General features: G+C 72.6%; 20 protein-coding genes. 3 read left to right on the top strand and 17 right to left on the bottom strand.

Features of this window, described 5'->3' with window-relative positions:
- Positions 1-6 precede the first annotated feature (6 nt).
- The 11 genes from FHX40_RS18295 to FHX40_RS18245 form a co-directional block, all read right to left on the bottom strand.
- On the bottom strand, positions 7-1095 hold the full coding sequence (locus FHX40_RS18295; RefSeq protein ID WP_142260754.1) for an adenosine deaminase: 1089 nt from the start codon (positions 1093-1095) through the stop codon (positions 7-9).
- A gap of 45 nt (positions 1096-1140) precedes the next feature.
- Entirely contained in the window at positions 1141-1497 is a 357-nt protein-coding gene (locus FHX40_RS18290; RefSeq protein ID WP_142260753.1) for a cupin domain-containing protein, read from the bottom strand.
- 31 nt (positions 1498-1528) lie between these two features.
- Positions 1529-2812 (bottom strand): thymidine phosphorylase, encoded by a 1284-nt coding sequence (locus FHX40_RS18285; RefSeq protein WP_142260752.1) that lies wholly within the window; start codon positions 2810-2812, stop codon positions 1529-1531.
- A gap of 67 nt (positions 2813-2879) precedes the next feature.
- Positions 2880-3311, bottom strand: coding sequence for a cytidine deaminase (locus FHX40_RS18280; protein WP_142260751.1), 432 nt, complete (start codon positions 3309-3311; stop codon positions 2880-2882).
- Positions 3308-4516, bottom strand: a complete 1209-nt coding sequence (locus FHX40_RS18275) for an ABC transporter permease (RefSeq protein ID WP_142261873.1) — start codon at positions 4514-4516, stop codon at positions 3308-3310. Before FHX40_RS18275 ends, FHX40_RS18280 begins: the two co-directional genes overlap by 4 nt.
- Before the next feature lie 62 nt (positions 4517-4578).
- Positions 4579-5688 (bottom strand): ABC transporter permease, encoded by a 1110-nt coding sequence (locus FHX40_RS18270; RefSeq protein ID WP_189136255.1) that lies wholly within the window; start codon positions 5686-5688, stop codon positions 4579-4581.
- A complete protein-coding gene (locus FHX40_RS18265; protein WP_229789053.1) occupies positions 5685-7148 on the bottom strand; it encodes an ABC transporter ATP-binding protein in 1464 nt (487 codons plus the stop codon). The genes FHX40_RS18270 and FHX40_RS18265 overlap by 4 nt, the downstream gene beginning before the upstream one ends.
- Positions 7149-7197: 49 nt before the next feature.
- Positions 7198-8265: a BMP family lipoprotein gene (locus FHX40_RS18260; protein ID WP_229789051.1), complete on the bottom strand. Its 1068-nt coding sequence runs from the start codon at positions 8263-8265 to the stop codon at positions 7198-7200.
- 307 nt (positions 8266-8572) lie between these two features.
- Complete coding sequence (locus FHX40_RS18255; RefSeq protein WP_142260749.1) at positions 8573-9811, bottom strand: amidohydrolase; 1239 nt, start codon at positions 9809-9811, stop codon at positions 8573-8575.
- Entirely contained in the window at positions 9798-10979 is a 1182-nt protein-coding gene (locus FHX40_RS18250) for a glutamate--cysteine ligase (protein ID WP_142260748.1), read from the bottom strand. The genes FHX40_RS18255 and FHX40_RS18250 overlap by 14 nt, the downstream gene beginning before the upstream one ends.
- Positions 10980-11294: 315 nt before the next feature.
- A complete protein-coding gene (locus tag FHX40_RS18245) occupies positions 11295-11549 on the bottom strand; it encodes an SCO4848 family membrane protein (RefSeq protein WP_142260747.1) in 255 nt (84 codons plus the stop codon).
- 108 nt (positions 11550-11657) lie between these two features.
- On the opposite strand from FHX40_RS18245, the gene FHX40_RS18240 reads away from it, so the two are divergent.
- Entirely contained in the window at positions 11658-12968 is a 1311-nt protein-coding gene (locus tag FHX40_RS18240) for a D-alanyl-D-alanine carboxypeptidase family protein (RefSeq protein ID WP_229789049.1), read from the top strand.
- Positions 12969-12974: 6 nt separating this feature from the next.
- Here the strand turns inward: FHX40_RS18240 and FHX40_RS18235 are convergent, their stop codons facing one another.
- The 3 genes from FHX40_RS18235 to FHX40_RS18225 are packed head-to-tail and all read right to left on the bottom strand — an operon-like array spanning position 12975 to position 15962.
- Positions 12975-14615, bottom strand: coding sequence for a phospho-sugar mutase (locus tag FHX40_RS18235; protein WP_142260746.1), 1641 nt, complete (start codon positions 14613-14615; stop codon positions 12975-12977).
- 53 nt (positions 14616-14668) lie between these two features.
- Positions 14669-15508, bottom strand: coding sequence for a purine-nucleoside phosphorylase (locus tag FHX40_RS18230; protein WP_142260745.1), 840 nt, complete (start codon positions 15506-15508; stop codon positions 14669-14671).
- Position 15509: 1 nt separating this feature from the next.
- Positions 15510-15962 carry a gamma-glutamylcyclotransferase family protein gene (locus FHX40_RS18225; RefSeq protein ID WP_142260744.1) on the bottom strand — a complete coding sequence of 151 codons (453 nt, stop codon included), beginning with the start codon at positions 15960-15962 and terminating at the stop codon, positions 15510-15512.
- Positions 15963-16067: 105 nt separating this feature from the next.
- Between FHX40_RS18225 and FHX40_RS18220 the strand changes: the two genes are divergently transcribed.
- The gene (locus tag FHX40_RS18220; protein WP_142260743.1) at positions 16068-17459 is read left to right on the top strand and encodes an NAD(P)H-quinone dehydrogenase; all 1392 of its coding nucleotides are present in this window, start codon (positions 16068-16070) and stop codon (positions 17457-17459) included.
- Positions 17460-17665: 206 nt separating this feature from the next.
- Here the strand turns inward: FHX40_RS18220 and FHX40_RS18215 are convergent, their stop codons facing one another.
- Entirely contained in the window at positions 17666-19072 is a 1407-nt protein-coding gene (locus FHX40_RS18215; protein ID WP_142260742.1) for a hypothetical protein, read from the bottom strand.
- A 100-nt stretch (positions 19073-19172) separates the two neighbouring features.
- On the bottom strand, positions 19173-20933 hold the full coding sequence (locus tag FHX40_RS18210; protein ID WP_142260741.1) for an acetyl/propionyl/methylcrotonyl-CoA carboxylase subunit alpha: 1761 nt from the start codon (positions 20931-20933) through the stop codon (positions 19173-19175).
- A 306-nt stretch (positions 20934-21239) separates the two neighbouring features.
- On the opposite strand from FHX40_RS18210, the gene FHX40_RS18205 reads away from it, so the two are divergent.
- Positions 21240-21509, top strand: coding sequence for a WXG100 family type VII secretion target (locus FHX40_RS18205; protein WP_142260740.1), 270 nt, complete (start codon positions 21240-21242; stop codon positions 21507-21509).
- Positions 21510-21656: 147 nt separating this feature from the next.
- Here the strand turns inward: FHX40_RS18205 and FHX40_RS18200 are convergent, their stop codons facing one another.
- Entirely contained in the window at positions 21657-26162 is a 4506-nt protein-coding gene (locus FHX40_RS18200) for a type VII secretion EssC family protein (RefSeq protein ID WP_142260739.1), read from the bottom strand.
- Between the last annotated feature and the right edge of the window lie 76 nt (positions 26163-26238).

The raw sequence follows: 26238 nt of genomic DNA, 5'->3' as shown, positions 1-26238 counted from the left end.
GGGGCTTCATGGCAGGCCCGCCCGCCACTTCAGCCGGGCGAAGCCCGGCTTGATCACGCCGTTGATCAGCGCCAGGCGCTCGTCGAACGGGATGAACGCCGACTTCATCGCGTTCACCGTGAACCACTGCAGGTCGTCCCAGCCGTAACCGAAGGCGTCGACGAGCTTGGCGAACTCCTCGGACAGCGAGGTGTTGCTCATCAGCCGGTTGTCGGTGTTCACCGTCACCCGGAAGTAGAGCCGCCGCAGCAGGCCGATCGGGTGCTCGGCGATCGACGGGGCCGCGCCGGTCTGCAGGTTCGAGGTGGGGCACATCTCCAGCGGGATGCGCTTGTCCCGCACGTACGCGGCGAGGCGGCCGAGCTTCGCCGTGCCGTCCGGGGAGACCTGGATGTCGTCGATGATGCGCACGCCGTGGCCGAGCCGGTCGGCGCCGCACCACTGGATCGCCTGCCAGATCGACGGCAGGCCGAACGCCTCCCCGGCGTGGATGGTGAAGTGGGCGTTCTCCCGCTGCAGGTACTCGAACGCGTCCAGGTGCCGGGTCGGCGGGTAGCCCGCCTCGGCGCCGGCGATGTCGAAGCCGACCACGCCCACGTCCCGGTACCGGACCGCGAGCTCGGCGATCTCCATCGAGCGGGCCTGGTGCCGCATCGCGGTGAGCAGCGTGCCCACGCGGATGCCGTACCGCGCCGAGCCGTCCTTGAAGCCGTCGAGGACCGCCTGGACCACCTCGTCGAGGCCGAGCCCGGCCGAGGTGTGCTGCTCGGGGGCGAACCGCACCTCGGCGTACACGACGCCGTCGGCGGCGAGGTCCTCGGCGCACTCGAGCGCCACCCGGTACAGCGCCTCGCGGGTCTGCATCACCCCGACCGTGTGGGCGAAGGTCTCCAGGTACCGTTCGAGCGAGCCCGAGTCGGCCGCCTCGTGGAACCACTGCCGCAGGTTGTCCGGGTCGGTGCTGGGCAGCCGGTCGTACCCCGACTCGCGGGCGAGATCGACGATCGTCTCCGGCCGAAGGCCGCCGTCGAGATGGTCGTGGAGCAGTACCTTCGGCGCCTTGCGGATCTCCTCTAGAGTCGGCTTCTGGTCCATTCGCTCATCCTATGCCGCGCCGCCGGTACGGCCCGGCCGCGTGCGTCATTCGTCCTCCCGGTGGGCGGTGTCCGGCGAGAACGCGGGCAGGCAGATCGCCACGTACTCGGCGCCCTCCGGGCCGACGCCGTACCGGATGCGCTCGCCCGGCTCGGTCACCACGGCCTGGCCCGCGCCGACCTCGATCACCTCGCCGTCGTGCTCCACGTGCAGCGTGCCGCGCAGCACCAGGGTGAACTCGGCGAACTCTGGCGTCTGCGGCGGCTCGGTCCACCCGGGCGGGGCGACCATGTGGGCGACCGACAGCCGCTCGTCCCCGGTGTTCACCCGGCCCACGTACTCGTCGATGATCTTGCCGCCCGGCACCGGGATGCGGGTGGCCGACTCGATCTTCCGCACCATGGTTCCCCCGTCCTCTCGCGGTCCTGCGGGCTCAGGCGGTCACCCGCTCGATCACCAGCGGGAGCAGGCCCGGGTCGGGCGCCATGCCGATCTCGTACGCGCCCTCAAGGGCCGCCAGGGCCCGGTCGAACCGCGCGGGCTCGTCGGTGTGCAGGGTCAGCAGCGGCTGCCCCTTGCGCACATGGTCGCCGGGCTTGGCGTGCAGCGTGACGCCCGCGGCGTGCGACACCGGGTCCTCCTTGCGGGCCCGGCCCGCGCCCAGCCGCCAGGCGGCGACGCCCACCGCGTAGGCGTCGAGGCGGGCGAGCACGCCGTCGGCCGGGGCGGTGACGTCCATGGTCTCGGCGGCGCGCGGCAGCGGGGCGTCCGGGTCGCCGCCCTGGGCCCGGATCATGCGCCGCCAGACGTCCATCGCCGAGCCGTCCTTGAGCGCGTCGGCCGGGTCCCGGCCGTCCACCCCGGCGGCGGCGAGCATCTCCCGCGCGAGCCGTACCGTGAGCTCGACCACGTCCTCCGGGCCGCCCCCGGCGAGCACCTCGACCGCCTCGGCGACCTCGAGCGCGTTGCCGACCGCGCGGCCGAGCGGCCGGTCCATCGCGGTGAGCAGGGCGACCGTGCGCACCCCGGCGTCCTCGCCGAGCTCGACCATGGTGGTGGCGAGCTCCCGGGCCGAGGCCACGTCCTTCATGAACGCGCCGGAGCCGACCTTCACGTCGAGCACGAGCGCCCCGGTGCCCTCGGCGATCTTCTTCGACATGATCGACGAGGCGATGAGCGGGATCGACTCCACGGTGCCGGTCACGTCGCGCAGCGCGTACAGCTTGCGGTCCGCCGGGGCGAGCCCCTCCCCGGCGGCGCACACCACCGCGCCCGCCTCGCGCAGTACGGCGAGCATCTCGTCGGCGGACAGCGACGCCCGCCAGCCGGGGATCGACTCGAGCTTGTCGAGCGTGCCGCCGGTGTGGCCGAGGCCCCGGCCGGACAGCTGCGGCACGTACGCCCCGCACGCCGCGACCAGCGGCGCGAGCGGCAGCGTGATCTTGTCGCCGACGCCGCCGGTGGAGTGCTTGTCGGTGGTCGGGCCGCCCAGGGCCGACCAGTCCATCCGGGTGCCGGAGGCGACCATCGCCGCGGTCCACCGGGCGATCTCCCGCCGGTTCATGCCGTTGAGCAGGATCGCCATGGCGAGCGCGGACATCTGCTCGTCGGCCACCTCGCCCCGGGTGTACGCGTCGACGACCCAGTCGATCTGCGCGTCGGACAGCTCGCGGCCGTCCCGCTTGGTGATGATCACGTCGATCGCGTCGAAGCTCATGAAACCCCCATCAGGTCACCGGGGAACCGGCCCGGGCCGAGGCGCGCCGGGCCGGTTCGGAAAGGGCTCAGCGCACCCGGCCGAGGTCCTCCGGGCCGAACGCGAGCGGCAGCACCTCCGCCATGCGCTTCGGCCCCTCGGCGGTCTGCAGCAGCATCTCCGGCCCGCCGTGCTCGTACAGGAGCTGCCGGCACCGCCCGCACGGCATGAGCGGCTCGCCGTTGCCGTCCACGCAGGCGAGCGCGACCAGCCGCCCGCCGCCGGTGGCGTGCAGCGCGGACACCAGGCCGCACTCGGCGCACAGGCCGAGGCCGTAGGAGGCGTTCTCGACGTTGCAGCCGACCACCACGCGCCCGTCGTCGACGAGCGCCGCCGCGCCGACCGGGAACTTCGAGTACGGCGCGTACGCGCGGCGCATCGCCTCGACGGCACGCTCGCGCAGCAGCCCCCAGTCGATCTCCCGCTCGGTGGTCGCGCCGCGGTCCGGCGCTTCGGTCATGACGCCTGTCCTCTCCGGTACGGCACGCCGTCCGCGGCCGGCATGCGCAGCCGCTGCGAGGCGAGCGACAGCACGAGCAGCGTGGCCAGGTGCGGCGTGAACGAGGTGAACTGGTCGGGCACCGTGTCGGTGACCGCGAACACGACGAACACGGCGAGCGCGCAGGCCGCGGAGATCACCGCCGCCCGCACGTGGCGGTGCCGTACCGCCTGGTAGACCGCGAACGCCACGAGCAGCAGCACGATCACCAGCAGCAGCGCGTGCACCGACACCCCGCCCTGGCGGAGCTGGAGCGCGTCGGTGAACCCGAACAGCGCCGCGCCGCCGGCGAGCCCGCCCGGCCGCCAGTTCCCGAAGATCATCGCGGCGAGGCCGATGAAGCCGCGGCCGCCGGTCTGGCCCTCCCGGTAGATGCCCGCCGCGACCAGGGAGAGAAACGCCCCGCCGAGCCCGGCGAGCGCGCCGGACACGATCACCGCGACGTACTTGTAGAAGTAGACGTTCACGCCGAGCGACTCGGCCGCCACCGGCCGCTCGCCGCAGGAGCGCAGCCGCAGCCCGAACGCCGTCCGCCACAGCAGCCAGTAGCTGAGCGGGACGAGCAGGATCGCCACGATGGTGAGCAGCGAGACGTTCTGGGTGAGCCCGCGCAGCAGCCCGGCCACGTCGGACAGCAGGAACCAGCCCTTCGCCTCCAGGGTCTGCAGCGGCTCGCCGATGCCCGGGATGCTCACCCGCTCCGGCGCGGGCACCCGCGGCGACTGGGTCTCGCCGCCGCCCGGCATGCCCTCGAACACGAGCTTCGACAGGTACTGGGTGACGCCCTGGCCGAGCATGGTGATCGCCACGCCGGAGATGATGTGGTCGACGCCGAAGGTGACGGTGGCGATCGCGTGCAGCAGGCCGCCGAGCGCGCCGCCGATCAGCCCGGCGATCACCCCGGCCCAGGGGCTGGAGAACTGCAGCGCCCCCCACGCCCCGAACCAGGTGCCGAAGATCATCATGCCCTCGAGGCCGATGTTCACCACCCCGGCCCGCTCCGACCACAACCCGCCGAGCGCGGCGAGCCCGATCGGTACGGCGAGCCCGAGCGCGGCCCCGAACGTGCCGCCGGAGGTGATGTCGTTCGCCCCGGTGAGCACCCGGGCGACCGACAGCAGCACGAGCAGTCCGAACAGGCCGAGCAGCAGCACCTGCCACGACATGCGGAACCGGGACGGCGCCGCGGTGCCCGCGGCCCGCGCCGGCGGGGCCGCCTCGGTGACGCTCACGCCTTCACCTCCCCCAGCTCACGGCCGACGCGGCGCTGCAGCGCCACCTGGCTGTACCGGTGCGCCAGCTCGTAGGCGACGATGACGGAGAGCACGATCGTGCCCTGCATGATGGTGACGATCTCCTTGGGGATCGCCTCCAGGTCGAGGATCTGGGCGGAGTTGTCGAGGAAGGCCCACAGCAGCGAGGCGAACACGATGCCGACCGGGTGGTTGCGGCCGAGCAGCGCGATCGCGATCCCGGTGAAGCCGAGCCCGGCCGGGAAGTCGAGGCTGTAGGTGTAGGAGTGGCCGAGCAGCTGCGGCATGCCCACCAGCCCGGCCGTACCGCCCGAGATGATCATCGCGAGGACGACCATCCGCTTGACGTTCACGCCGCTCGCCACCGCGGCGGGCTCGGACTGCCCGGTGGCGCGCAGCTCGAACCCGAACCGGGTGTGGTTGAGCATCACGTGGAAGCCGACGCCGACGAGCGCGGCGACGATGATGAACCCGAACACCTGCTGCGTGGTGCCGGGGATCAGCTCGAAGCCGGGGAAGCGCCCGGACTCCGGGATCGGCCGGGTGCCGATGTTGTTGCTGCCCGAGATCGGCACCGCCCACTGGGTGAGCAGCCACGCGCCGAGGCCGGTCGCGATCGCGTTCAGCATGATCGTCGAGATGACCTCGCTCACCCCGCGGGTGACCTTGAGCACGCCCGCGATCGCCGCCCAGAGCGCGCCGACGAGCACCGCCACCACGACGATGAGCGCGATGTGCAGCGGCGCGGGCAGCACCACCGCGCCGCCGACCGCGGCCGCGATCAGCGCGGCGAGCCGGTACTGGCCGTCCACGCCGATGTTGAACAGGTTCATCCGGAACCCGATCGCCACCGCGACCGCGGACAGGTAGAAGGTGGTGGCCTGGTTGATGGTGAGCACGAGCGTGCGAGGCCGCGTGCCGTACTCGACCATGAGCAGCAGGGTGTCGACCGGCGGGTTGCCGGTGACGATCAGCACGATCGAGGTGACCAGGGCCGCGAACAGCACGGCGAGCAGCGGCGCGACGATCGCGAGCACGCCGTTGAGCGGGACCCGCCCGAGCAGGCGGTCGACGAAACCGGTCACGCAACCTCCTGAGCACCCGTCATCGCCGACCCGAGCTCGTCCGGGGTGACGCGGGACGGGTCGAACTCGGCGACCAGCCGCCCGCGCAGGATCACCTTGAGCGTGTCGGAGAGGCCGATGAGCTCGTCGAGGTCGGCGGAGATGAGCAGTACGGCGAGCCCGTTGGCGCGCGCCTCGCGCAGGTGGTCCCAGATCGCCGCCTGGGCGCCGACGTCGACGCCGCGGGTCGGGTGGGCGGCGATGAGCACCACGGGGTCGCCGCTCATCTCCCGGCCGACGATGAGCTTCTGCTGGTTGCCGCCGGAGAGCGCGGACGCGGCCACGTCGATGCCCGGGGTGCGCACGTCGTAGCGTTCGACGATGCGCTGGGTGTCCCGGCGTGCCCCGGCCCGGTCGATCCAGAAGCCCTTGACGTTCGGGCGGCGGGTCTGGTGGCCGAGGATGCGGTTCTCCCACAGCGGCGCGTCGAGCAGCAGGCCGTGCCGGTGCCGGTCCTCGGGGATGTAGGCGATGCCGCGCTCGCGGCGGCGCAGCGTGGGCCAGTGCGTGATGTCCTCGCCGAGCAGCCGGATGGTGCCGGAGTCGATCGGGCGCATGCCCATGATCGCCTCGACCAGCTCGGCCTGCCCGTTGCCCTCCACGCCCGCGATGCCGACCACCTCGCCCTTGCGGATGCGCAGGTCGATGCCGGAGAGCAGCGGCCGGCCGTCCTTGACCATGGACAGGCCGGACACCTCCAGGGCGACCTCGTCGGTAACCGTGGACTCGCCGGTCTGCGGGCTGGGCAGCTCGCTGCCGACCATGAGCTCGGCGAGCCTGCGGGCGGTGACCTCCTTGGGGGAGACGTTCGCCACGGTCTCGCCGCGCCGGATCACGGTGATCGCGTCGGCGACGGACAGCACCTCGTCGAGCTTGTGCGAGATGAAGATGATGGTCAGGCCCTGCTCGACGAGCGAGCGCAGGTTGCGGAAGAGCTCCTCCACCTCCTGCGGCACGAGCACCGCGGTGGGCTCGTCGAGGATGAGGATGCGCGCGCCCCGGTAGAGCACCTTGAGGATCTCCACGCGCTGCCGCTCGCCGACCCCGATGTCCTCGACGAGCGCGTCCGGGTCGACGCCGAGACCGTACGTCTCGGAGATCTCCTTGATCCGGCGGCGGGCCGCGGCGAAGTCGATGCCGAACATCCGCCGCGGCTCGCTGCCGAGGATCACGTTCTCCAGCACGGTCAGGTTGTCGGCGAGCATGAAGTGCTGGTGCACCATGCCGATCCCGGCCGCGATCGCGTCGGCCGGGGAGTGGAAGGTGACCTTCTCGCCGTTGACCCTGATCTCGCCCTCGTCGGGGCGCAGCATGCCGTACAGGATCTTCATCAGCGTCGACTTGCCGGCCCCGTTCTCGCCCACGATGGCGTGAACGTGGCCGGCGGCGACGCTGAGCTCGATGTTCTTGTTGGCGACCACTCCGGGGAATCGTTTGGTGATTCCCCGGAGTTCGACGGCGGGTTTCACGTCAGGAGAGCTTGTCGGGAACGGTGATCTCGCCGCTGATGATCCTTTGCTTGAGCTCGTCGAGCTTGGCGGTGATGTCGTCGATCTTGCCGCCGGTGGTGGAGTAGTCGACGCCGCCCGCCTTCAGGTCGTAGACCTTCGGGCCGGCCTGCACCGAGCCGTCGCTCACGCTCTTGATGAAGTCGAAGACGGCGACGTCCACCTTCTTCAGCATCGACGTGATGATCACGTCCCGCACGCCCGGGTCGGCGGTCTTCGCCTGGTCGGAGTCGACGCCGATCGCCCACGCGTTCGCGGCCTTCGCGGCCTCGAACACGCCGCCGCCGGAGCCGCCCGCGGCCTGGTAGATGACGTCCGCGCCGGCGTCGTACATGCCCTCGGCGGTGGTCTTGCCCTTGGCCGGGTCGTTGAAGCCGTTGAAGTCCGGCGGGTCGGTGAGGTAGTCGGACTGGATCTTGATGTCCGGCTTCACCGACTTGGCGCCCGCCTCGTAGCCGGCCTGGAACTTCTCGATCAGCGGGGTGCGCACGCCGCCGATGAAGCCGATGTTGTTCTTCTCGCTCTTCAGCGCCGCGGCCGCGCCGACCAGGAAGGAGCCCTCGTGCTCGGCGAAGAGCAGGTTGGTGATGTTCGAGCCCTCGACGGCGTCGTCGACGATGGCGAACTTGACGTCCGGGAACTCCTTGGCGACCTTGCCGAGCGCGCCGGAGTACGCGAAGCCGACCGCGATGATCGGGTTGTAGCCGCTGCTGGCGAGCAGCCGCAGCCGCTCCTCCTTCTGCGCGTCGGTCTCACCCGGGCCCGCCGACAGCTCGCGCGCCTCGGCGAGGTTCAGCTCCGCCTTCGCCTTGTCGAGGCCCGCCGCGGCGGCGTCGTTGAACGACTGGTCACCGCGCCCGCCCACGTCGTAGGCGAGGCCCACCTTCAGGTTCGAACCCCCGGACGCGGCGCCGCTCGGAGCGGCCTCACCGCTGCTCTCCTCGCCTCCGCCACACGCGGCGGCCCCCATGGTGACGAGGGCACCCGCGAGTACGGCGGCGCCCAGTCTGCGAACTCGATCGCGGAGCAAGGTGGACTCCCTCAGTGCCGAACCAACATCGCCCGGCGAAAACTACGCAGGGCGACCCTTCACGGAAGATAGTTCTCCGCACTTCGGGTACCAAAGTGGCGGCACCGCTCCGCAACAGGTCCGTTATGCAGCACACGCCACCCTGTGACCAGCGGCATGCCCGGTACGGCACCGGCCGGCGCGCCCGCGGAGCCGCCCGGCGAGATCGCCTGAGCCGGGCGGGGCGTGACGCATTTCACGTGGCGGCACCAGGCGGACGGCGGTGGGGCGGCGGTACGGCCGCGCCACCGCGACGGCCGGGCGGGTCTCAGGCGACGACCGCCTCCGCGGCGGCCTCCTCGCCGACCGGGCGGCCGCCCTCCCACAGCGCGGTGAGCGCGGTGGCCGCGAGGGTGCGCACGCCGACGGCGATGCAGCGCTCGTCGACGTCGAAGGTGCCCTGGTGGATGTCGAGCTCGCGCGGGTCGCCGGGGGTGCGGGTGCCGAGCCGGGCCATCGCGCCCGGGATCGACTCCAGGTACCAGCCGAAGTCCTCGCCGCCGAGCGACTGCGGGGTCGGCATCGCGGCCTCCGGGCCGAGCACCTGCTCCACGGCGTCCCGCATCATCTGCACGCTGGTCGCCTCGTTGATCGTGGGCGGCACGCCGCGCACGTAGCCGAGGTCGGCCTCCACGCCGTAGGCGCTCGCCACCGACTCCAGCAGCGCCTTGAACAGGTCGGGCGCGTCGTGCCAGGCCTGCTCGTCGAGGCAGCGCACGGTGCCCTCGGCGAGGCCGTCGTCGGGGATGGCGTTCGCCACCGAGCCGGCCTGCACCCGGCCCCAGACCAGGGAGAGCGAGGACCGCGGGTCCACCCGGCGGGAGAGCGCCGCGGGCAGCTCGGTCACGATCTTGGCGAGCGCGTAGACGAGGTCGGCGGTGAGGTGGGGCCGGGCGGTGTGGCCGCCGGGGCCGCTGAGCCGTACCGTGACCTTGTCGCAGGCGGCGGTGATCGCGCCGACCCGCATGCCGATGTGGCCGACGTCGAGGCGCGGGTCGCAGTGCAGGGCGAAGATGCGGTCCACGCCGCTGATGCCGCCCGCCTCCATCACCCGCAGCGCGCCGCCGGGCACCTCCTCGGCGGGCTGGAACACGAGCCGGACCCGGCCGGGCAGCAGCCCGGCCTCGGCCTGCTGGGCGAGGAAGAGGCCCGCGCCGAGCACCACGGTGGTGTGCACGTCGTGGCCGCAGGCGTGGCAGACGCCCTGCACGGTGGAGCGGTAGGGAACGTCCTTCTCGTCCATGAGGGGAAGCGCGTCAAGATCGGCGCGGAGCGCGACCGTGGGGCCGTCGCCGCTGCCGATGTCGCAGATGAGGCCGGTGCCGCGGGGAAGCCGCGCCGGTTCCAGCCCGGCGCGGATCAGCCGGTCCATGACGCGCTGGGTGGTGCGGTGTTCGGCGAATCCCAGCTCGGGATGCGCGTGAAGGTCACGGCGGAAGGCGATGAGCTCGTCCTCCCGCGCGCTCAGGAACGCGTCTAGTTCCCCCCGCAGTTCACGTCCCCGCATGATCCACCGTTCCATCCACCAAGTGTTGTCGTGACGTCACAAACCGGTTCTCGGCGAGCTCGATCATCGTGGCGTCCACCACGTCCTCGAGCGTGCCGCCCTCCGCTATCACTGCCCGCTGTCGCTCGGCCGACCCGCCGTGCTCCAGAACCTCGCTCATCACGGCGAGCTCCTCGGCGCAGCCCAGCCGGTCCGCGATCGGCTCGAGCTCCCGGTGCAGCTCGTAGAGCACGTCGCGCAGCGGCGCGGTGGCGCCGCGGTCGTCGGTGACGATCACGGCGTCCATGCCGTACCGGGTGGCGCGCCACTTGTTGTCCCGCACCACCCACGCCGGCGGGCGCGGCAGCCTGTAACCGCGGTCGAGCTGCTGGTCGAACTGGTGGACCAGGCACTGCGACAGCGCGGTCACCATCCCGACCTCGCGGAGGGTCGGGATGCCGTCGAACATGCGAATCTCGATCGTGCCGAGATCGGGGTGTGGCCGGACATCCCACCACACCTCCTTGATGCTTTTGATGGTCCCGGCACGCATGAGCGTTTCCATGTACTCCTCGAACTCCGCCCAGTCGGCCAGCAGGTGGGGTGGGCCGGCCGTGGGCAGGGCTCCAAAAACGATGGCCCGACTGGAGGCGAGTCCGGTGTCCTGACCGCCCCAGAACGGGCTGGAGGCCGTCAACGCGAGAAAATGCGGCAGGTAGGCCGCGAGTGCGTTGACGATGGGGATGACTTTATCCCTCTCCCGCACCCCCACGTGGACATGTACGCCAAATGTTTGTATGCGCCATGCCAGCCACTGCATCTCCTCCACCAGCTCGGCGTAGCGCTGGATGGGGGCGTAGACGGCCTCACGCCAATCGCTGATGGCGTGCGTCCCCGTGCACGCGAGCCCGGTGCCCCGCGGTTCGACGACCTGGCGGATACGTTCGATGGTACCGCTAAGATCCTGCAGCACCTCCGCTACCGTGTGACAGACCCCGGTAACGATCTCGATTTGCGATTGCATCAGTTCGTGCATCGCCTTGGGTCGCGGGGCCTCGCTCAGGTCGCGGATCTCGGCGAGCACCTCCCCGGCGTCCTGCCGTAGCCGGCGGGTCTGCCGGTCCACGAGCTGGAGTTCCCATTCGACGCCCAGGCTGGCGCCACGCGAGGGCGTGAACTCGATCCCCACCATCGACCTCCCGGTCCGGTGATCTCCTTAACGATGGCGCAACCATTCGCGCCGCCATGACTTCCGGCCATCACCAAACCGGTCGAAACAGCGGCACAAGTGCATGGTGAACCGCAAACAGGCAGGTTTCTAGATCACGTCCGGGTTCTGGACAGTCGGCACACCCTGTACCAGAGTGTGGGGATTTATGCCTCTTTGTGCGTTATGCGCCATTCAAGGTGCGCATCGAGTGGAATCTATTTTGTCACTTAAGTCAGAATCATCACTCCTGTCCCATGTGTCCCTCCGCACACCTCGTTCCGGCGCCGGGTGCGCTCAGGCCCGGGTGCTCCCCGACGGGGTCCGCTCGCCGGTGCCGGTCCGCCGCGCGTCGTCCCCGGTGGCCCGCCAGGCGCGCAGGCCGATCACGCCGAGGATCGCGCCGAGGATCACGTTCACCACGATGAGGATGCCGTGGATCACGTAGAACGAGGTCTCGTGGCCGTCCTGGAGGTTGAAGCCCAGGTTGATCCACTCGATGATCATGAAGGCGGCGAGGCCGAGGAGGAACGCCGCTCCGCGTCGCGTCATTTGGGGCCTATCTCCCTGTCGTATCCTTGACGATCTCCGAGGGTGCCTATGGGCGCCGCGGGGCATCACACTCCCCATCGAGGACGCGAACGCTACGCTGAGGGCTCTATGCGAAGGTTGTGGGGGTGCTGGGGCGTACGTCCGGTCTCGGTGGTCGTCGCGTGTGTGCTGCTGCCGGCGGCTCCGGCATACGCCCTCCAGGCGCCCACCGGCGCGCCGGACTCCGGCCGCATGGTCCGGGCCGGGGTCACGGTCCAGCCTACGGCCCAGGGGGACCGCCTCCCCAACGGGCCCGCCGCCCGCCGGTCCGGTACGGCGGAGCCGCGGCCCGTGGTCGGCGGGGAACGGCTGGCGAGCCGCGGGCTCGTGCTGCCCCGCGGGGTGAAGCCGCCGCCGAAGACCAAGGCGGCCGCGTTCGTCGTCGCCGACGCCGACACCGGCGAGGTGCTCGCGGCCAAGGACCCGCACGGGCGCTACCGCCCGGCGAGCACGCTGAAGATCCTCACCGCGGTCACCCTGCTGCGCGCCGGCATCGACAAGAACATGAAGGTCAAGCCGAGCGTCACCGCGGTCAACCAGGAGGGCAGCGCGGTCGGGCTCAAGCCGCAGCGCATCTACACCGTCGACGACCTCATGCTCGCGCTCATGATGGTCTCCGGCAACGACGCGGCGATGGCGCTCGCCGAGGCGAACGGCGGCCTCGCGGCCACGCTGCGCGCGATGAACGCCGAGGCGCGGCGGCTGCAGGCGTACGACACGGTCGCCAAGACCCCGAGCGGGCTCGACAAGCCGGGGCAGCTCACCTCCGCCTACGACCTCGCGCTGATCAGCCGGGCGGGCCTGGCGTACCCCGACTTCCGGCGCTACGTCGGCACCCGGCTCGCCGACTTCCCCGCGCCGCGCGGCAAGACGTACCAGATCGCCAACCACAACCGGCTGCTCGGCCGGTACAAGGGCATGATCGGCGTGAAGAACGGCTGGACGTCGAAGGCGCAGGCGAGCTTCGTGGGCGCGGCGCGGCGCGACGGCCACACGATCATCGTCGCGATCATGCGGCACAAGGGCTACTTCTGGGACGAGGTCGCCGCGCTGCTCGACTGGGGCTTCGCGGTGCGCGGCAAGGCCGAGCCCGTCGGTCACCTCGTCGACCCGCTGCCGGAGCCCGCGCTCAGCCCGTCGCCCGACGGGCCGAAGGCCGCCGCCCCGGCCGCCACCCCGAGCGCCTCCGCCACGGCCGCGGCGAACCCGGACGGCGGTACCGGCGACGCGCCGGGCGCCGCCGCCTCGGCGGAGTCCGCCACGTCCGGCGTGGTGCCGTACACCGTGGGCGCGGCCCTGCTCGCCGCCCTGCTGTGGATCGTTACAGGCCTGGTGCGGGGCGCGACCCGGTCGCGCGGGCGGCGCGCCCGCCGCCGCTGACGCGGGTCAGTCCACGATCGCGGCGAGGTCGTCCCGGATCGCGTCGAGCGCCCGGTCGGCCCGCGCCCGCGCGTCGGGGACCGAGCCCGCGACCGGGACCACCACCTCCATGTAGCACTTGAGCTTCGGCTCGGTGCCGCTGGGCCGGATCACCACGCGCGCGTCCCCGGCGAGCCGGTAGCGCAGCCCGTCGGTCGGGGGCAGCCCGTCGACCCCCTCGGCGAGGTCGTCGGCGGACTCCACCGCCCGGCCGCCGAGCTCGCGCGGCGGCTCGGCGCGCAGCCGCGCCATCGACCGGTGGATGCGCCCGAGGTCGGTGACCCGCACCGACAGCTGGGCCGTGGCGTGCACGCCGTACCGGCGGGCCTGGTCGTCGAGGAGGTCGAGCAGGGTGCGGCCGTCCCGTTTCGCCTCGGCGGCGAGCCCGGCGATGACGAGCGCCGCGCCGATGCCGTCCTTGTCGCGCACCGGCAGGCCCTTGTCGGTGCCGACCGTGTAGCCGAGCGCCTCCTCGTAGCCGAACACCAGCCGCTCGCCGGGGCGTGCGGCCCGGGCGATCCACTTGAACCCGGTGAGCGTGACGGCCTGCCGTACCCCGTGGGCCGCGGCGATGCGGCCGAGCAGCGAGGAGGACACGATCGTCGTCGCCACCACCCGGTCGTCGCCCGAGGTGCGCGCGAGCACGTGCTCGGCGAGCAGCCCGCCGACCTCGTCGCCGGTGAGCATGCGCCAGGATCCGTCCGGCCCGGGTACGGCGACCGCGCACCGGTCGGCGTCCGGGTCGTTCGCGATCGCGATGTCCGCGCCGGTCTCGGCGGCGAGGTCGAGCAGGCGGTCCATCGCGCCCGGCTCCTCCGGGTTGGGGAAGCCGACGGTGGGGAAGTCCGGGTCGGGCTCGGCCTGCGACGGGACCACCGCGGGCTCCGGGAACCCGGCCCGCCGGAACGCCGCCGTCAGCACCTCGCCGCCGACGCCGTGCAGCGGGGTGTAGGCGACCCGCACGTCGCGCGCGTCCCCGATGGGCAGCGCGGTGACCGCCTCCAGGTACGGCTCGACGATGCGCTCGGCGGTGAGCGTCTCCCACGCCGAGCCGAGCGGCAGCTCGTCCACCCGGCCCACCGTGGCGATCGCGTCGGCGATCTCCCGGTCGACCGGCGGCACGATCTGCATGCCGTCGCCCCAGTACACCTTGTAGCCGTTGTCCCGGGGCGGGTTGTGCGACGCGGTGACCATGACCCCGGCCGCGCAGCCGAGGTGCCGCACCGCGAACGCGAGCACCGGGGTGGGCCAGGGCGCGGCCATCAGCGACACGCGCAGGCCCGCGCCGGTGAGCACCGCGGCCGAGTCGCGGGCGAACAGCTCGGACTTGTGCCGCGCGTCGTAGCCGATCACCACGTGCCCGCCCGGGCCGAGCACCTTCGCCAGCGCGGCCGCCGCCCGCATCACCGTCACCCGGTTCATGCGGTTCGGCCCGGCGCCGAGCTCGCCGCGCAGGCCGGCCGTACCGAACCGCAGCTCGGCGCCGAACCGGTCCTCCAGCGGCGCCCCGGCCTCGAGCAGCGCCTTCAGCTCGGCCCGGGTCTCCGGATCGGGGTCCTGGGCGAGCCACTCCCGGGCCCGGGCCACCAGCACGTCATCGGATGCCATCGCGTTCCCTCACGCCATCTCGGATCGCCGGCCCGCGTCGCGCGGGCGGGCCGCTACAGCTTGTCGACCAGCCTGGCGAGGAGGGCGCCCATGCGGCTCGCCGTGGCCCGGCCCACGGCGAGCACCTCCTCGTGGTCGAGGGGTTCGCCGACGAGGCCGGCCCCGGGGTTGGTGACCAGCGAGATGCCGAGCACCTCGGCCCCGCCCTCCCGGGCGGCGATCGCCTCGAGCACGGTGGACATGCCGACCATGTCGCCGCCGAGGGTGCGCAGCATGCGGATCTCGGCGGGGGTCTCGTACGTCGGGCCGCGCAGCGCGACGTACACGCCCTCGGCGAGGGACGGGTCGGCCTCCCGGGCGAGCTCGCGCAGCCGGGCCGAGTACACCTCGGTGAGGTCGATGAACTTCGCGCCGGTGACCGGGTTCGCGCCGGTGAGGTTGATGTGGTCGCTGATCAGCACCGGCTCGCCGACCTTCTGCCACTCCGGCCGCAGGCCTCCGGCGGCGTTGGTGAGCACGACGACCCGGGCGCCCGCGGCGATCGCGGTGCGCACGCCGTGCACCACCGGCTCGACGCCGCGGCCCTCGTACAGGTGGGTGCGGCCGAGGAAGATCAGCACGTGGCGGCCGGCCTCGGTGCGGACCACGCGGGCCCGGCCGGCGTGGCCCTCCACGGCGGGCGGGGCGAAGCCGGGCAGCTCGGTCACCGGGAACTCGGCGATCGCCTCGCCGATCGCGTCGGCCGCCGGGCTCCAGCCCGAGCCCATCACGAGCGCGATCTCGATCGAGGCGAGGCCCGTGCGGGACAGCAGCGCCGAGGCGGCCTCGGCCGCGGTCGCGAAGGGGTCCGGCGACGCGGCGCCGGTGGGGGAGGACCCGTGAGAGGAGAGCATGTCAGTCTCCAAGTGACTTGCAGGGGCGGTTGCGCAGGTCGCGCACGTAGTCGTCGGGCGCTCCCGCCTTCTCCGCGGCGTCGGCGAGGATGCCGAGGTAGTGCGCGGAGGGCAGCCCGCCCTCGTAGTCGTCGAGGACGTAGAACCAGGCGACGACGTCGCCGTCGAGCGTGGCGACGGGGAGCCGGATCTTGCGGTAGAGGCCGAGCGCGGCCCCCTCCCACTGGTCGAGCAACGGCTCGTCCCACTCCGGGACGTCGTAGAGCACCACGAACACCTGGCTACCGGGATCCTCGACGATGGTGGCGAGCGCGCCCGCCCAGCCGATGTCCTCGCCCCCGAACGTCAGCCGCCAGCCCTGCAGCCAGCCGGTGCCGCGCATCGGCGAGTGCGGGGCGCGCTGGGCCATCTGCTTGGGATCCATGTTGCTGCCGTAGGCGGCGTAGACAGGCACGGCATCCCAGGGTAATCCAAGATCGCCGGCCGGCCGGGTCGCGCGGCCCACGGGCGCTTCGGGGCCGGGTCGGTCCGGTCACCGGGATACGGGAGAATGGGATATGTGACGAGGATCGTGATCATAGGCGGCGGACCAGGAGGATACGAAGCGGCGCTGGTGGCGGCACAGCTCGGCGCGGAGGTCACCGTGGTCGAGCGCAACGGGCCGGGCGGCTCCTGCGTGCTGACCGACTGCGTCCCGTCCAAGACGCTGATCGCCACATCGGTACGCAAGCAGGCCCTGCTCGACGCCGCGTCGCTCGGCGTGCGCTTCGACGGCGCCGCCGACGGCGGCACCGGGGTGCGGGTGGACCTGCCCCAGGTGAACCGGCGGGTCAAGGAGCTCGCCCGGGCACAGTCGAACGACATCGCCAACCGCCTCGCCGCCGAGGGCGTCGAGGTGATCGAGGGGGAGGGGCGGCTCGTCGACCCGCAGCGGGTCCGCGTGGGCGACCACACCATTCGCGCCGACGTCGTGATCATCGCGACCGGCGCCACGCCGCGCGTGCTGCCCGGCTCCGAGCCCGACGGCGAGCGCATCCTCGACTGGCGCCAGCTCTACGACCTCGACACCCTGCCCGAGCACCTCATCGTGGTCGGCTCCGGCGTGACCGGCGCCGAGTTCGCCGGCGCGTACCGGTCGCTCGGCTCGCAGGTGACCCTCGTCTCCTCGCGCGACCGCATGATGCCGAACGAGGACCAGGACGCGGCCGAGGTGCTCGAGGAGGTCTACCGGCGCCGCGGCATGAACGTCATGGCACGTTCCCGCGCCGCCTCGGTGAAGCGCACCGCCGACGGCGTGGTCGTCACCCTGGAGGACGGCCGCACCTGCGAGGGCACGCACTGCCTGATGACCGTCGGCATGGTGCCGAACACCACCGGCATCGGCCTGGAGGAGGCCGGGGTACGGCTCGGCCGCGGCGGGTTCGTCGAGGTGGACAAGGTGTCCCGCACCTCGGCCCCCGGCGTGTACGCGGCCGGTGACTGCACCGGCGTGCTCATGCTCGCCTCGGTCGCCGCGATGCAGGGCCGGATCGCGGTCTGGCACGCGCTCGGCGAGGCGGTGCAGCCGCTGCGGCTCGCCACGGTCGCCTCGAACATCTTCACCGACCCGGAGATCGCCGCCGTCGGCGTCACCCAGGCCCAGATCGAGCGCGGCGAGGTCGAGGCGAACGTGGTCAAGCTGCCGCTGGCCACCAACGCCCGGGCGAAGATGCAGGGCTTCACCGACGGGTTCGTCAAGCTGTTCTGCCGCCCCAACACCGGCATCGTGCTCGGCGGCGTGATCGTCGCGCCGCGCGCCTCCGAGCTGATCCTCGCGATCTCGCTCGCCGTGCAGCAGCGGCTCACCGTCGACCAGGTCGCGCACACCTTCGCCGTCTACCCGTCGCTGTCCGGGTCGATCACCGAGGCGGCCCGCCGCCTCATGCAGCCGGTCGCCTCCGTCGGCATCTGATCCCCGGTCCGCCACCGATCCTCGCACCGGGCGGCGCACGCGCCGATCCCCGCGCCGCCCGCGACCCGGGCCCCGGACACGCGACGGCCCCGGGCGGTCGATCGCACCGCCCGGGGCCGGAGAAGCGTTTCCGAACGCCGGGGCCTGTGACCACTCAGGCGCCGGCCGCCGTGCGGACCGGGGCCAAGGGCCTGGTCGGCGACGGCCTACCAGTCGCCTCCGAAGTCGCCGCCTCCGAAGTCGCCGCCGCTGGTCCAGTCGCCGCCGCTCCAGTCACCGCCTCCGAAGTCGCCGCCACCGAAGCCGCCGGCGTCCTGCACGCCCTCGGCGTACCCGGCGCTGTAGCCCGCGCCGAAGCCGCCGAAGCCGAATCCGCCGCCGATCATGCTGCCGAGCATGGTGCCGACGAGCATGCCGGTCATCACGTCGCCGAACCCGCCGTAGTAGCCGTAGGCGTAGGGGGCGTAGGCCGGGCCGGCGTCGTAGTACGGCCGGCGGTGGCCGTCGACCATGACCTCGCGGATGTGCGGGTCGAAGCCCTGCTCGACGCGCTGCGCGTCGGCGGCGCAGGCGGGCACGTCGCGCGGCGCGCCGCCGGGCGGGGCCCAGCGCACGTCACGCACGGACGGGCCGTGCTGCGGGTTGAAGAAGCAGGGGGGACGCCGCTCGGGCACCGGCTGGTTGTTGACCCGGGCGCGCACGCAGGCGAGCGCGTACCGGCCCTCCTCGAGCGCCTCGGTCACGCTGCGCAGCTGGTCGACGTGCTTGACCGCGGCGAGCTCGGCCTTCGCCCGCTCGTAGGCGTCGAGCGCGCGCTGCCAGTCGGCCTGGGTGTCCGCCTGGGACGCGGCGAGCTTCACCTCGGTGTCGAGCTCGGTGATCTCCTCGCCGAGCTTGGTGATGTCCTCCTCGACCGTCTGCTTGACGGCGGCGAGCTCGGCCGCCTCGCGCGCCTCCCGCTCCCGCTGCTTCTTGCGGGAGTAGAGGAACAGGCCGACGCCGCCGGCGAGGAACAGCACGAGGATGCCGACGAGCACGCCGAAGCCGCCACCGCCGCCACTGTCGCTGCTCACCGTGCTGTCGGGGTCGAGCGCGGCGCGGCGGTTGCCGTCGGCGGCGAGGTTGACGCGGTTGATGAAGTCCTTCATGCCCGCGGCGATGTCGCCGTTCGCCGCGGATGCGGCCAGGTCGGCGAGCGTGGCCGCGTTCCGGCCGATCAGGTTCGAGCGCGAGTAGATCCGGGTGCCGTCGAGGACGACCACGGTGAACTTACCGCGCCCCTCCCGCTCCAGGGCCTGGCCCAGCGAGTTGATCAGATTGCCCGCGGCGGCCTCGTCGGCGATGGAGGAGTCGGCCAGCGCGGCGACGTAGATCCTCGTCTTCGACTCGCTGAGCGCGTCGCGGATCTCCGACTGCTGGTCGGAGGTCAACGGGGAACCGGACTCGACGAAGAGCCGGTCCTTCTTGTCCTTCCAGTAGGAAACGATCTCGTTGGTGTCCGGCGCGGCGGCTGCGCGCGCGCTCGCGGGGGACGCGAACGCGACCAGCACCAGCACACCGGTGAGCAGCGCGAGGAGTGCGGATCCCGCGCGGCGTAGCAGGTCAGTGGTCACGGCTCGATGCCTCCTTCGCCCATGAGGACGAACGGGGAGTGGTCAGGGTTCCCGACACGGATCCCTTCCACCGTAGCCGGTCCGGCCGTGGCCGAAGACCTCACGCGTCCTTGATCTCACAGAGCGTGGCGCCCGCGCTCACCGTCTGGCCCACCGCCGCGGACAGGCCGGTGATCGTGCCCGCCTTGTGCGCGGTGATCGGCTGCTCCATCTTCATCGCCTCGAGCACGACGACGGTGTCGCCCGCGGCCACGGTGTCGCCGTCGGCGACGACCACCTTGACGATCGTGCCCTGCATCGGCGACACGAGGGCGTCACCCCCGGCGGCCGGCGCGGGACCGCCGCGCCGCGCGGAGCGCCTCGCCGTACGGCCCGGGTTCCGCCCGCCGGACTTCGCGCCCCCGCCCGCGGTCAGCCCGGCCGGGAGCACGACCTCGAGCCGCTTGCCGCCCACCTCGACGGTGATCCGCTCCCGCTCGGCGGGCTCCGCCTCGGCGATCTCCCCGGCGTACGGCGGGATGTCCGCGGCGAACTCGGTCTCGATCCACCGGGTGTGCACGCCGAACGGCTCGCCGGTGAACGCCGGGTCGTCGACCACGGCGCGGTGGAACGGCAGCACCGTCGGCATGCCCTCGATCTCGAACTCGGCGAGCGCCCGGCGCGCCCGGGCCAGCGCCTCGTCCCGGGTGCGGCCGGTGACGATGAGCTTGGCGATGAGCGAGTCGAACGCCTGCGGCACGGTCATGCCCGCCTCGTAGCCCGAGTCGAGCCGCACGCCCGGGCCGGACGGCACGCGCATGGTGGCGAGCGTGCCCGGCGCGGGCAGGAAGTTGCGCCCCGGGTCCTCGGCGTTGATGCGGAACTCGATGGAGTGGCCGCGCGGCTCCGGGTCGTCGTAGCCGATCTCCTCCCCGGCGGCGATGCGGAACTGCTCGCGCACCAGGTCGATGCCGGTCACCTCCTCGGTCACCGGGTGCTCGACCTGCAGCCGGGTGTTGACCTCGAGGAAGGAGATCGTGCCGTCCTGGCCGACGAGGAACTCGCAGGTGCCCGCGCCGACGTACCCGGCCTCCTTGAGGATCGCCTTGGAGCTAATGCGCAGCAGCTCGACCTGCTCGGCGGTGAGGAACGGCGCGGGCGCCTCCTCCACCAGCTTCTGGTGCCGCCGCTGCAGCGAGCAGTCCCGGGTGCCGACCACGACGACGTTGCCGTGCGCGTCGGCGAGGCACTGGGTCTCCACGTGCCGCGGGCGGTCCAGGTAGCGCTCGACGAAGCACTCGCCGCGGCCGAACGCGGTCACCGCCTCGCGTACCGCGCTGTCGTAGAGGTCCGGGATCTCCTCGAGGGTGCGGGCGACCTTGAGGCCGCGCCCGCCGCCGCCGTACGCGGCCTTGATCGCGATCGGCAGGCCGTGCTTCTTGGCGAACTCGATCACCTCGTCGACGCCGGAGACCGGGTCGGGGGTGCCGGCGACGAGCGGCGCGCCCACCCGCTGGGCGATGTGCCGGGCGGCGACCTTGTCGCCGAGCGCCTTGATCGCGGCGGGCGGCGGGCCGATCCAGATCAGCCCGGCGTCGATCACGGCCTGCGCGAAGTCGGCGTTCTCGGCGAGGAAGCCGTAGCCGGGGTGCACCGCGTCGGCGCCCGCGGAACGGGCGATGTCGAGCAGCTTGCCGATGTTGAGGTACGTCTCGGCGGGGGACTGGCCGCCGAGCGCGTACGCCTCGTCGGCGATGCGGACGTGCAGCGCGTCGAGGTCCTGGTCGGCGTACACCGCCACGCTGACCAGGCCGGCGTCCCGGCACGCGCGGGCGATCCGGACGGCGATCTCACCCCGGTTGGCGATCAGGACCTTCTGCACGTGTGTCGTCCGCCTTTCTCGGTCCGCACCCTGTAGGACCTGGCACAGGAGTGTAAGCGTCCCCGCGTTCTGACGCGGAGCCACCCCACCGCGAGTCGGCCGCGCCGCCCGCGGGTTTCGCCGGAGCCGTGCGGCCACCCTCGTCGGTCACCTGCCCCCGTGACCGTGCAGGTCACGGCACCGGTCATCACGGAAATCGGCCAGCAAACCTGACCGGGATTTGTGGAAGCGTGCATCTTGTGGGACCTTGGGGCCTATTGTGTAGACCGACCATCCCTGTGAAAGGTGGGACTGAAAGGGGACTATATGACCAAGGTCGGTGGCGTTCTCGCGGACATGGACCAGATGGCGCAGACCTTCAAGGTCCAGGCCGAGGCCATCATGAACGTGCAGCGGGCGCTCGACGCCGAGGCGCGCAAGATCCCGGCGTCCTGGTCCGGCCCGAACGCCGAGAAGTTCCTGCAGGCCTGGGAGAGCTACAAGAAGACCTTCGACAACGTCCAGCAGACGCTGATCGAGGCCCAGGAGGGCATCCGCAAGAACCGCGAGGCGATCGCCGCCGCGACCGGCGCCTGACATACGTCGCCGACCGCGCACCGGCGCGGATGTCATCCGTGCCGGTGGCGGGTGGATATCGAAAGAGCCGGGTCACCCCGGCTCTTTCCATATTTATATGGCTTTTCAGCCGCTATTGCGGGGGCGTTCCGGCCACACCACGGCCGGTCACACCCGGGCGACCTGGATCTGCTCCCACTGGCCGCCGACCACGAACAGCCCGCGGCCCACCGGCCCGGCGCCGCTCGCCACGCTGCGCGGCAGCCGTACCCCGAGCAGGTCGCCCTGGCCGGTCGAGGTGGGCCGCAGCAGCAGCCCGTTGCGGGACTTCTTCATCGCCACCACCGGCCCCCGGTACATGCTGTCGAGGTCGTCCACGCTGCCCGCCCCGATCACCAGGTTGCCGGTGTCCCGCAGCTCGCCGACGTACTCGGTGACCCACTCGGCGAGCTCGCTGTCGTTGCCGAGCAGCTCGAGGTCGTCGATGAGCAGGACGTGCCGTCCCGCGCCCGCCACCGCCTTCCGCACCGCGTCCACGGGGTCGTCGGCGGTGAACGAGCCGAGCACCCCCGGCCGCCCGGCGAGGTCGCGCAGCGGGCTGCGCCGCGGCGTGATCAGCGCGACCTCGTACCCGCGGCCGAGCAGCCAGGTCGCCATCGTGCACAGCGCGGTGCTGCGCCCGCTCTTCGGCGGCCCGGCGACCACGATGCCGGGGCCGTGCTCCTCGGCGCGGAAGTAACGCAGGCCGAGCGCGTCGCCGCCCACGCCGAACACCACCGCGTCGGCCGGGACCGGCTCGTCGTCCAGCCTGAGCGCCTCGGCCAGGTCGATCACCGGCGGCAGCGCGTCGACCCGGAACGGCCGCAGCGGGCGCGGAATATCGCCCACCCGCTCCCGTGCCATCCGGGCGATCTCGTGCAGCGCCGCGACCTGCGCGGTACCCGCCGGGTCGTCGGTCAGCAGGGCGACCTGCACCTCGCGCAGCCCGGTGGTGGCCCGGAAGCCCCGGCCGGGCGGGAAGTGCTCCGGCACGTCCTTGGTCTTCATGCCGACGTACGTGTAGTCCATGGCGTCGGTGAGCTTGAGCACGAGCCGGTCGTCGAACTGCGTGGAGACGCGGCCGACGAGGGTGGACCGGTCGCCGGTCATCACCACCTTCACCCCGGCGCCCGAGCCCTCCTGCAGGATCTGCAGCCACTGGTCGACGAGCCGCCCGTTGTCGTAGTTCTCGAACGCCGCGACGAAGCCCTCCCACCGGTCGAACAGCACCAGCAGGTACGGCATGCGCTGCTCGGGCGGCACCGCGGCGCGCTGCTCGGTGACGTCGGCGAAGCCCTGCGCGGCGAGGATCTGCTGGCGGCGGGAGATCTCCTCCAGCAGCCGGTCGGTGAGCCGGCTGAGCCGGTCGGGCGAGTCCCGGCCGACCACCGCGCCGGTGTGCGGCATGCGCACCAGCGGCAGCAGCGCGTTGTTGCCGCAGTCCACCGCGTACAGGTGCACGTCGCGCGGGGAGGTGTGAACGCCCACCGAGCCCGCGATCGCGCGCAGCACGGTGGACCGGCCGCTGCGGCTCGCCCCGCACACCAGCAGGTGCCCGCCGGACAGGTCGAAGCACTCGACGGCGCGCCGCTGCTCGGCGGGGATGTCGGCGAGGCCGAACGGCAGCCGGGTCGGGTGCTCCATCGGCAGCTCGCGCAGCGTGACCTGGTCCGGCAGCGGCGGCAGCCACGGGCTGCGCTGCCGGTCGATGCCGAGCTGCCGGGCCGCGGCGGAGATCGCGTCGACGAGCACGGCGAGGTCGGTCACCATCGTCGAGTCGTCCTCGTCGTCCTCCGGCGGCGCGGGCAGCGGCATGCCCAGGTGCTGCCACCCCACCGGGACCACGTGCACCGGGTCCGGCCGCGCCGACGCGGCGCCGGGCCGCCGGCCGCCGATCCGGGCCGACTGCACCAGGTGCAGCGAGGAGGCGCCCGAGCGCACGTAACAGCGGCCCGGGGTGTCCTTCGAGATCGACACCGCGTTCGGCGCGTTGATCACGTCGGTCGACTCCTGGGCGCTCGTCACCCGCAGCGAGATCCGCAGGTTCGTGTTCGCCGCGATCTCCGGGGTGACCACGCCGGCCGGGCGCTGGGTGGCGAGGATGAGGTGCACGCCGAGCGAGCGGCCCCGCCGGGCGATGTCGACGAGGCCCACCATGAAGTCGGGCAGCTCCTGCACCATCGCCGCGAACTCGTCGATCACGAGCACGAGCCGGGGCATCGGCTCCAGCGGCTCGCCCGCGTCCCGCAGGTCGTTGTAGTCCTCGATGTCCTTGGCGTTCGCGCGCAGCAGCATGTGCTCGCGCCGCTTCAGCTCCGCGGCGAGGGACTCCAGCGCCCGCTCGGTGAGGTGCCCGTCGAGGTCGCTCACCATGCCCACGGTGTGCGGCAGCTTGGCGCAGTCCTTGAACGCGCTGCCGCCCTTGTAGTCGATGAGCACGAACGTCATCTCGTCGGGCCGGTTCGCCACCGCGAGCGAGGCGATGAGCGACTGCAGCAGCTCCGACTTACCCGCGCCGGTGGTACCGGCGACGAGCCCGTGCGGCCCGTCGAGCCGCAGGTCGATGGTGAACATGCCCTCCGCGCCGACGCCGATCGGCACCCGGGTGGTACGGCCCCGCCGCCAGTAGGCGTGGATCTGCTCCGGCCGCGGGTCCGGCATGCCGAGCAGGTCGAGCAGCCGGGCCGAGTTGGGGATCACCGAGTCGGCGTCGTCGCGGCTCACGTCGCGCAGCGGCCCCATCGCGCGGGCCGTCCGGTCGCACCACGGCACGCTCACCTGGTCGGCGACGACCTCGGTGTCCGGCGGCAGCTCGTCGACCACGCGCCCGCCGTACAGCCGGACGAATCCGGGCTTCTCGAACATGCAGGCCGCGACCGTGGTGCACTCCTCGGGCAGCAGCCGTTGGTCGTCGTCGACGCAGATCGCGTACACGCCCACGGTGGGGCCGAACTGCAGCACCTGCGGCATGCCCGGCATGCCGCGCAGCACCCGGGCGCCGTCGAGCACCACGAGCACGTTGTACGGCCGCTGCGTGGCGTACCCCTGCGCGAACGGGTTGGCGGCGCCCTGGCCGCCGCCGTCGAGGCCGCCGAAGGGGCCGAGGCTCCGGGACTGCGCCGCGCGCCGCTCGTTGATCTTGTTGAGCAGCTCGCTGATGCGGCGCGCCGTGCTGTCCGGGTCGGTGCCGACGAGCGCCACGCAGTCCTCGCCCTCGTGCGGCGCGCAGTGCGGCAGCCAGCGCACCCAGTTCCAGCTCTGCGCGGCCTCGGCGTCCGCGCTGAGCACGACGATCTCCAGGTCGCGCGGGCTGTGCAGCGCGGCGGCCTGGGCGACGAGCCAGCGGGCGAGCGCGCGGGAGACCTGCCGCATCCCGGTGATGCCGAGCACGCCGACCTGGGGGAGCGGCACGGTGACCGGCACCGCGTGCGAGACCGGGACCGGGGGCAGCTCCTTGGGGTCGGAGGAGTACGTGCCGCGCTCGGCGGTGAACTCGATGCGGGAGTGCAGGTCGGCGAGGCCCAGCCGCAGGTGGAGGGTGTCGGCGTCGTGGATGCGGCGCTCCCACAGCCGCCGCCGCGGCCCGATCGCGGTGAGCAGCACCTCGGCCGGGTCCGGGCACTCGGAGCGGCGCTCGGCCTGGTCGGCCTGCCGCAGCCGCTCGACCTCCTCGGCGAACGCGGCCTGGCGCTGCCGGTACTCCTTCAGCGCCTGCCGGTACCGCTTGCGGCCGTACCGGCGGTCGCTCCACCACTGGGCGATCATCGACAGCGGGGTGAGCAGCGTCATCAGCAGGAACCACGGCTGCTTGAGCACCACCGCCATCACCACGCCGCCGACCGCGAAGACCATCGAGGAGAGCAGCTGCAGCCGGTAGTTCTCCGGGCGGCGCGGCTCGGCCGGGACCTCGATGGTCTTGGTACGGCTCGGCCCGGACAGCCGGGGCGGCCGGTTGTAGGCGAGCCCGCCGTCCGGCATCGGGGTCAGGTGGGCGTCGGGCGCCTCCGGCGGCCGCAGCGTGAACACCGACGAGCCGCTGATCAGCACACCGCCGATCGGCCAGTGCACGGGTTCGGTGATCGGCTCGCCGTCGAGGGTGACCGCCACGCCCGGCACCGGTTCGATCGTCACGTTCTGGGCGGTGACGTACACGGTGGCCACGTGCGGGGCCATGTGCGGGTCGGCGACCGGCATGGTGCAGCCGCGGTCGCTGCCGAGGGTGGCGGGCCCGAACCCGAGCCGGTGCACGGTGCCGGCGCCCGGCCCGCTGGAGATCCGCACCTCGACGACGCCGGTCGGCTCGTGCCGCCAGGTGGCCGCGGCGCCCGCCGGGTCGAACGCGACCACGTCGCCGTCGCGCAGCACCCGCGTCACCGGCGCCGCCGGATCGAGCCGCCGCCCGTTCACCCACAGCTCCACCGGGGGCCGCTGCGGGTACCCGGCCGCACCCGGCCGCTGCTGCGGCACCACCGGCACGGGGCCCTGGCCGTACTGCGGCATGGGCACGTGCTGGGCGTGCCCCGTCAGCCGCTCCACCAGCGCCTCCGCGAGCACGCCGACCGTGGTGCCGTCGTCGCCGGTCACCACGACGTCGTGCGCGCCGTTGGGGGTGAGAGCCGTGAGAGAGATGCGCATCCTGTCCTCTCGCGGGGTTCCTGTGGAGTAAGACCCAGCCTAGGGTTTTCGTGCCACTGATTCAGGAAACGCCGAG

It is taken from the genome of Thermopolyspora flexuosa, from assembly GCF_006716785.1.
GTDB classification, from domain to species: domain Bacteria; phylum Actinomycetota; class Actinomycetes; order Streptosporangiales; family Streptosporangiaceae; genus Thermopolyspora; species Thermopolyspora flexuosa.
This window is presented reverse-complemented; position numbering and strand designations above follow the sequence as displayed.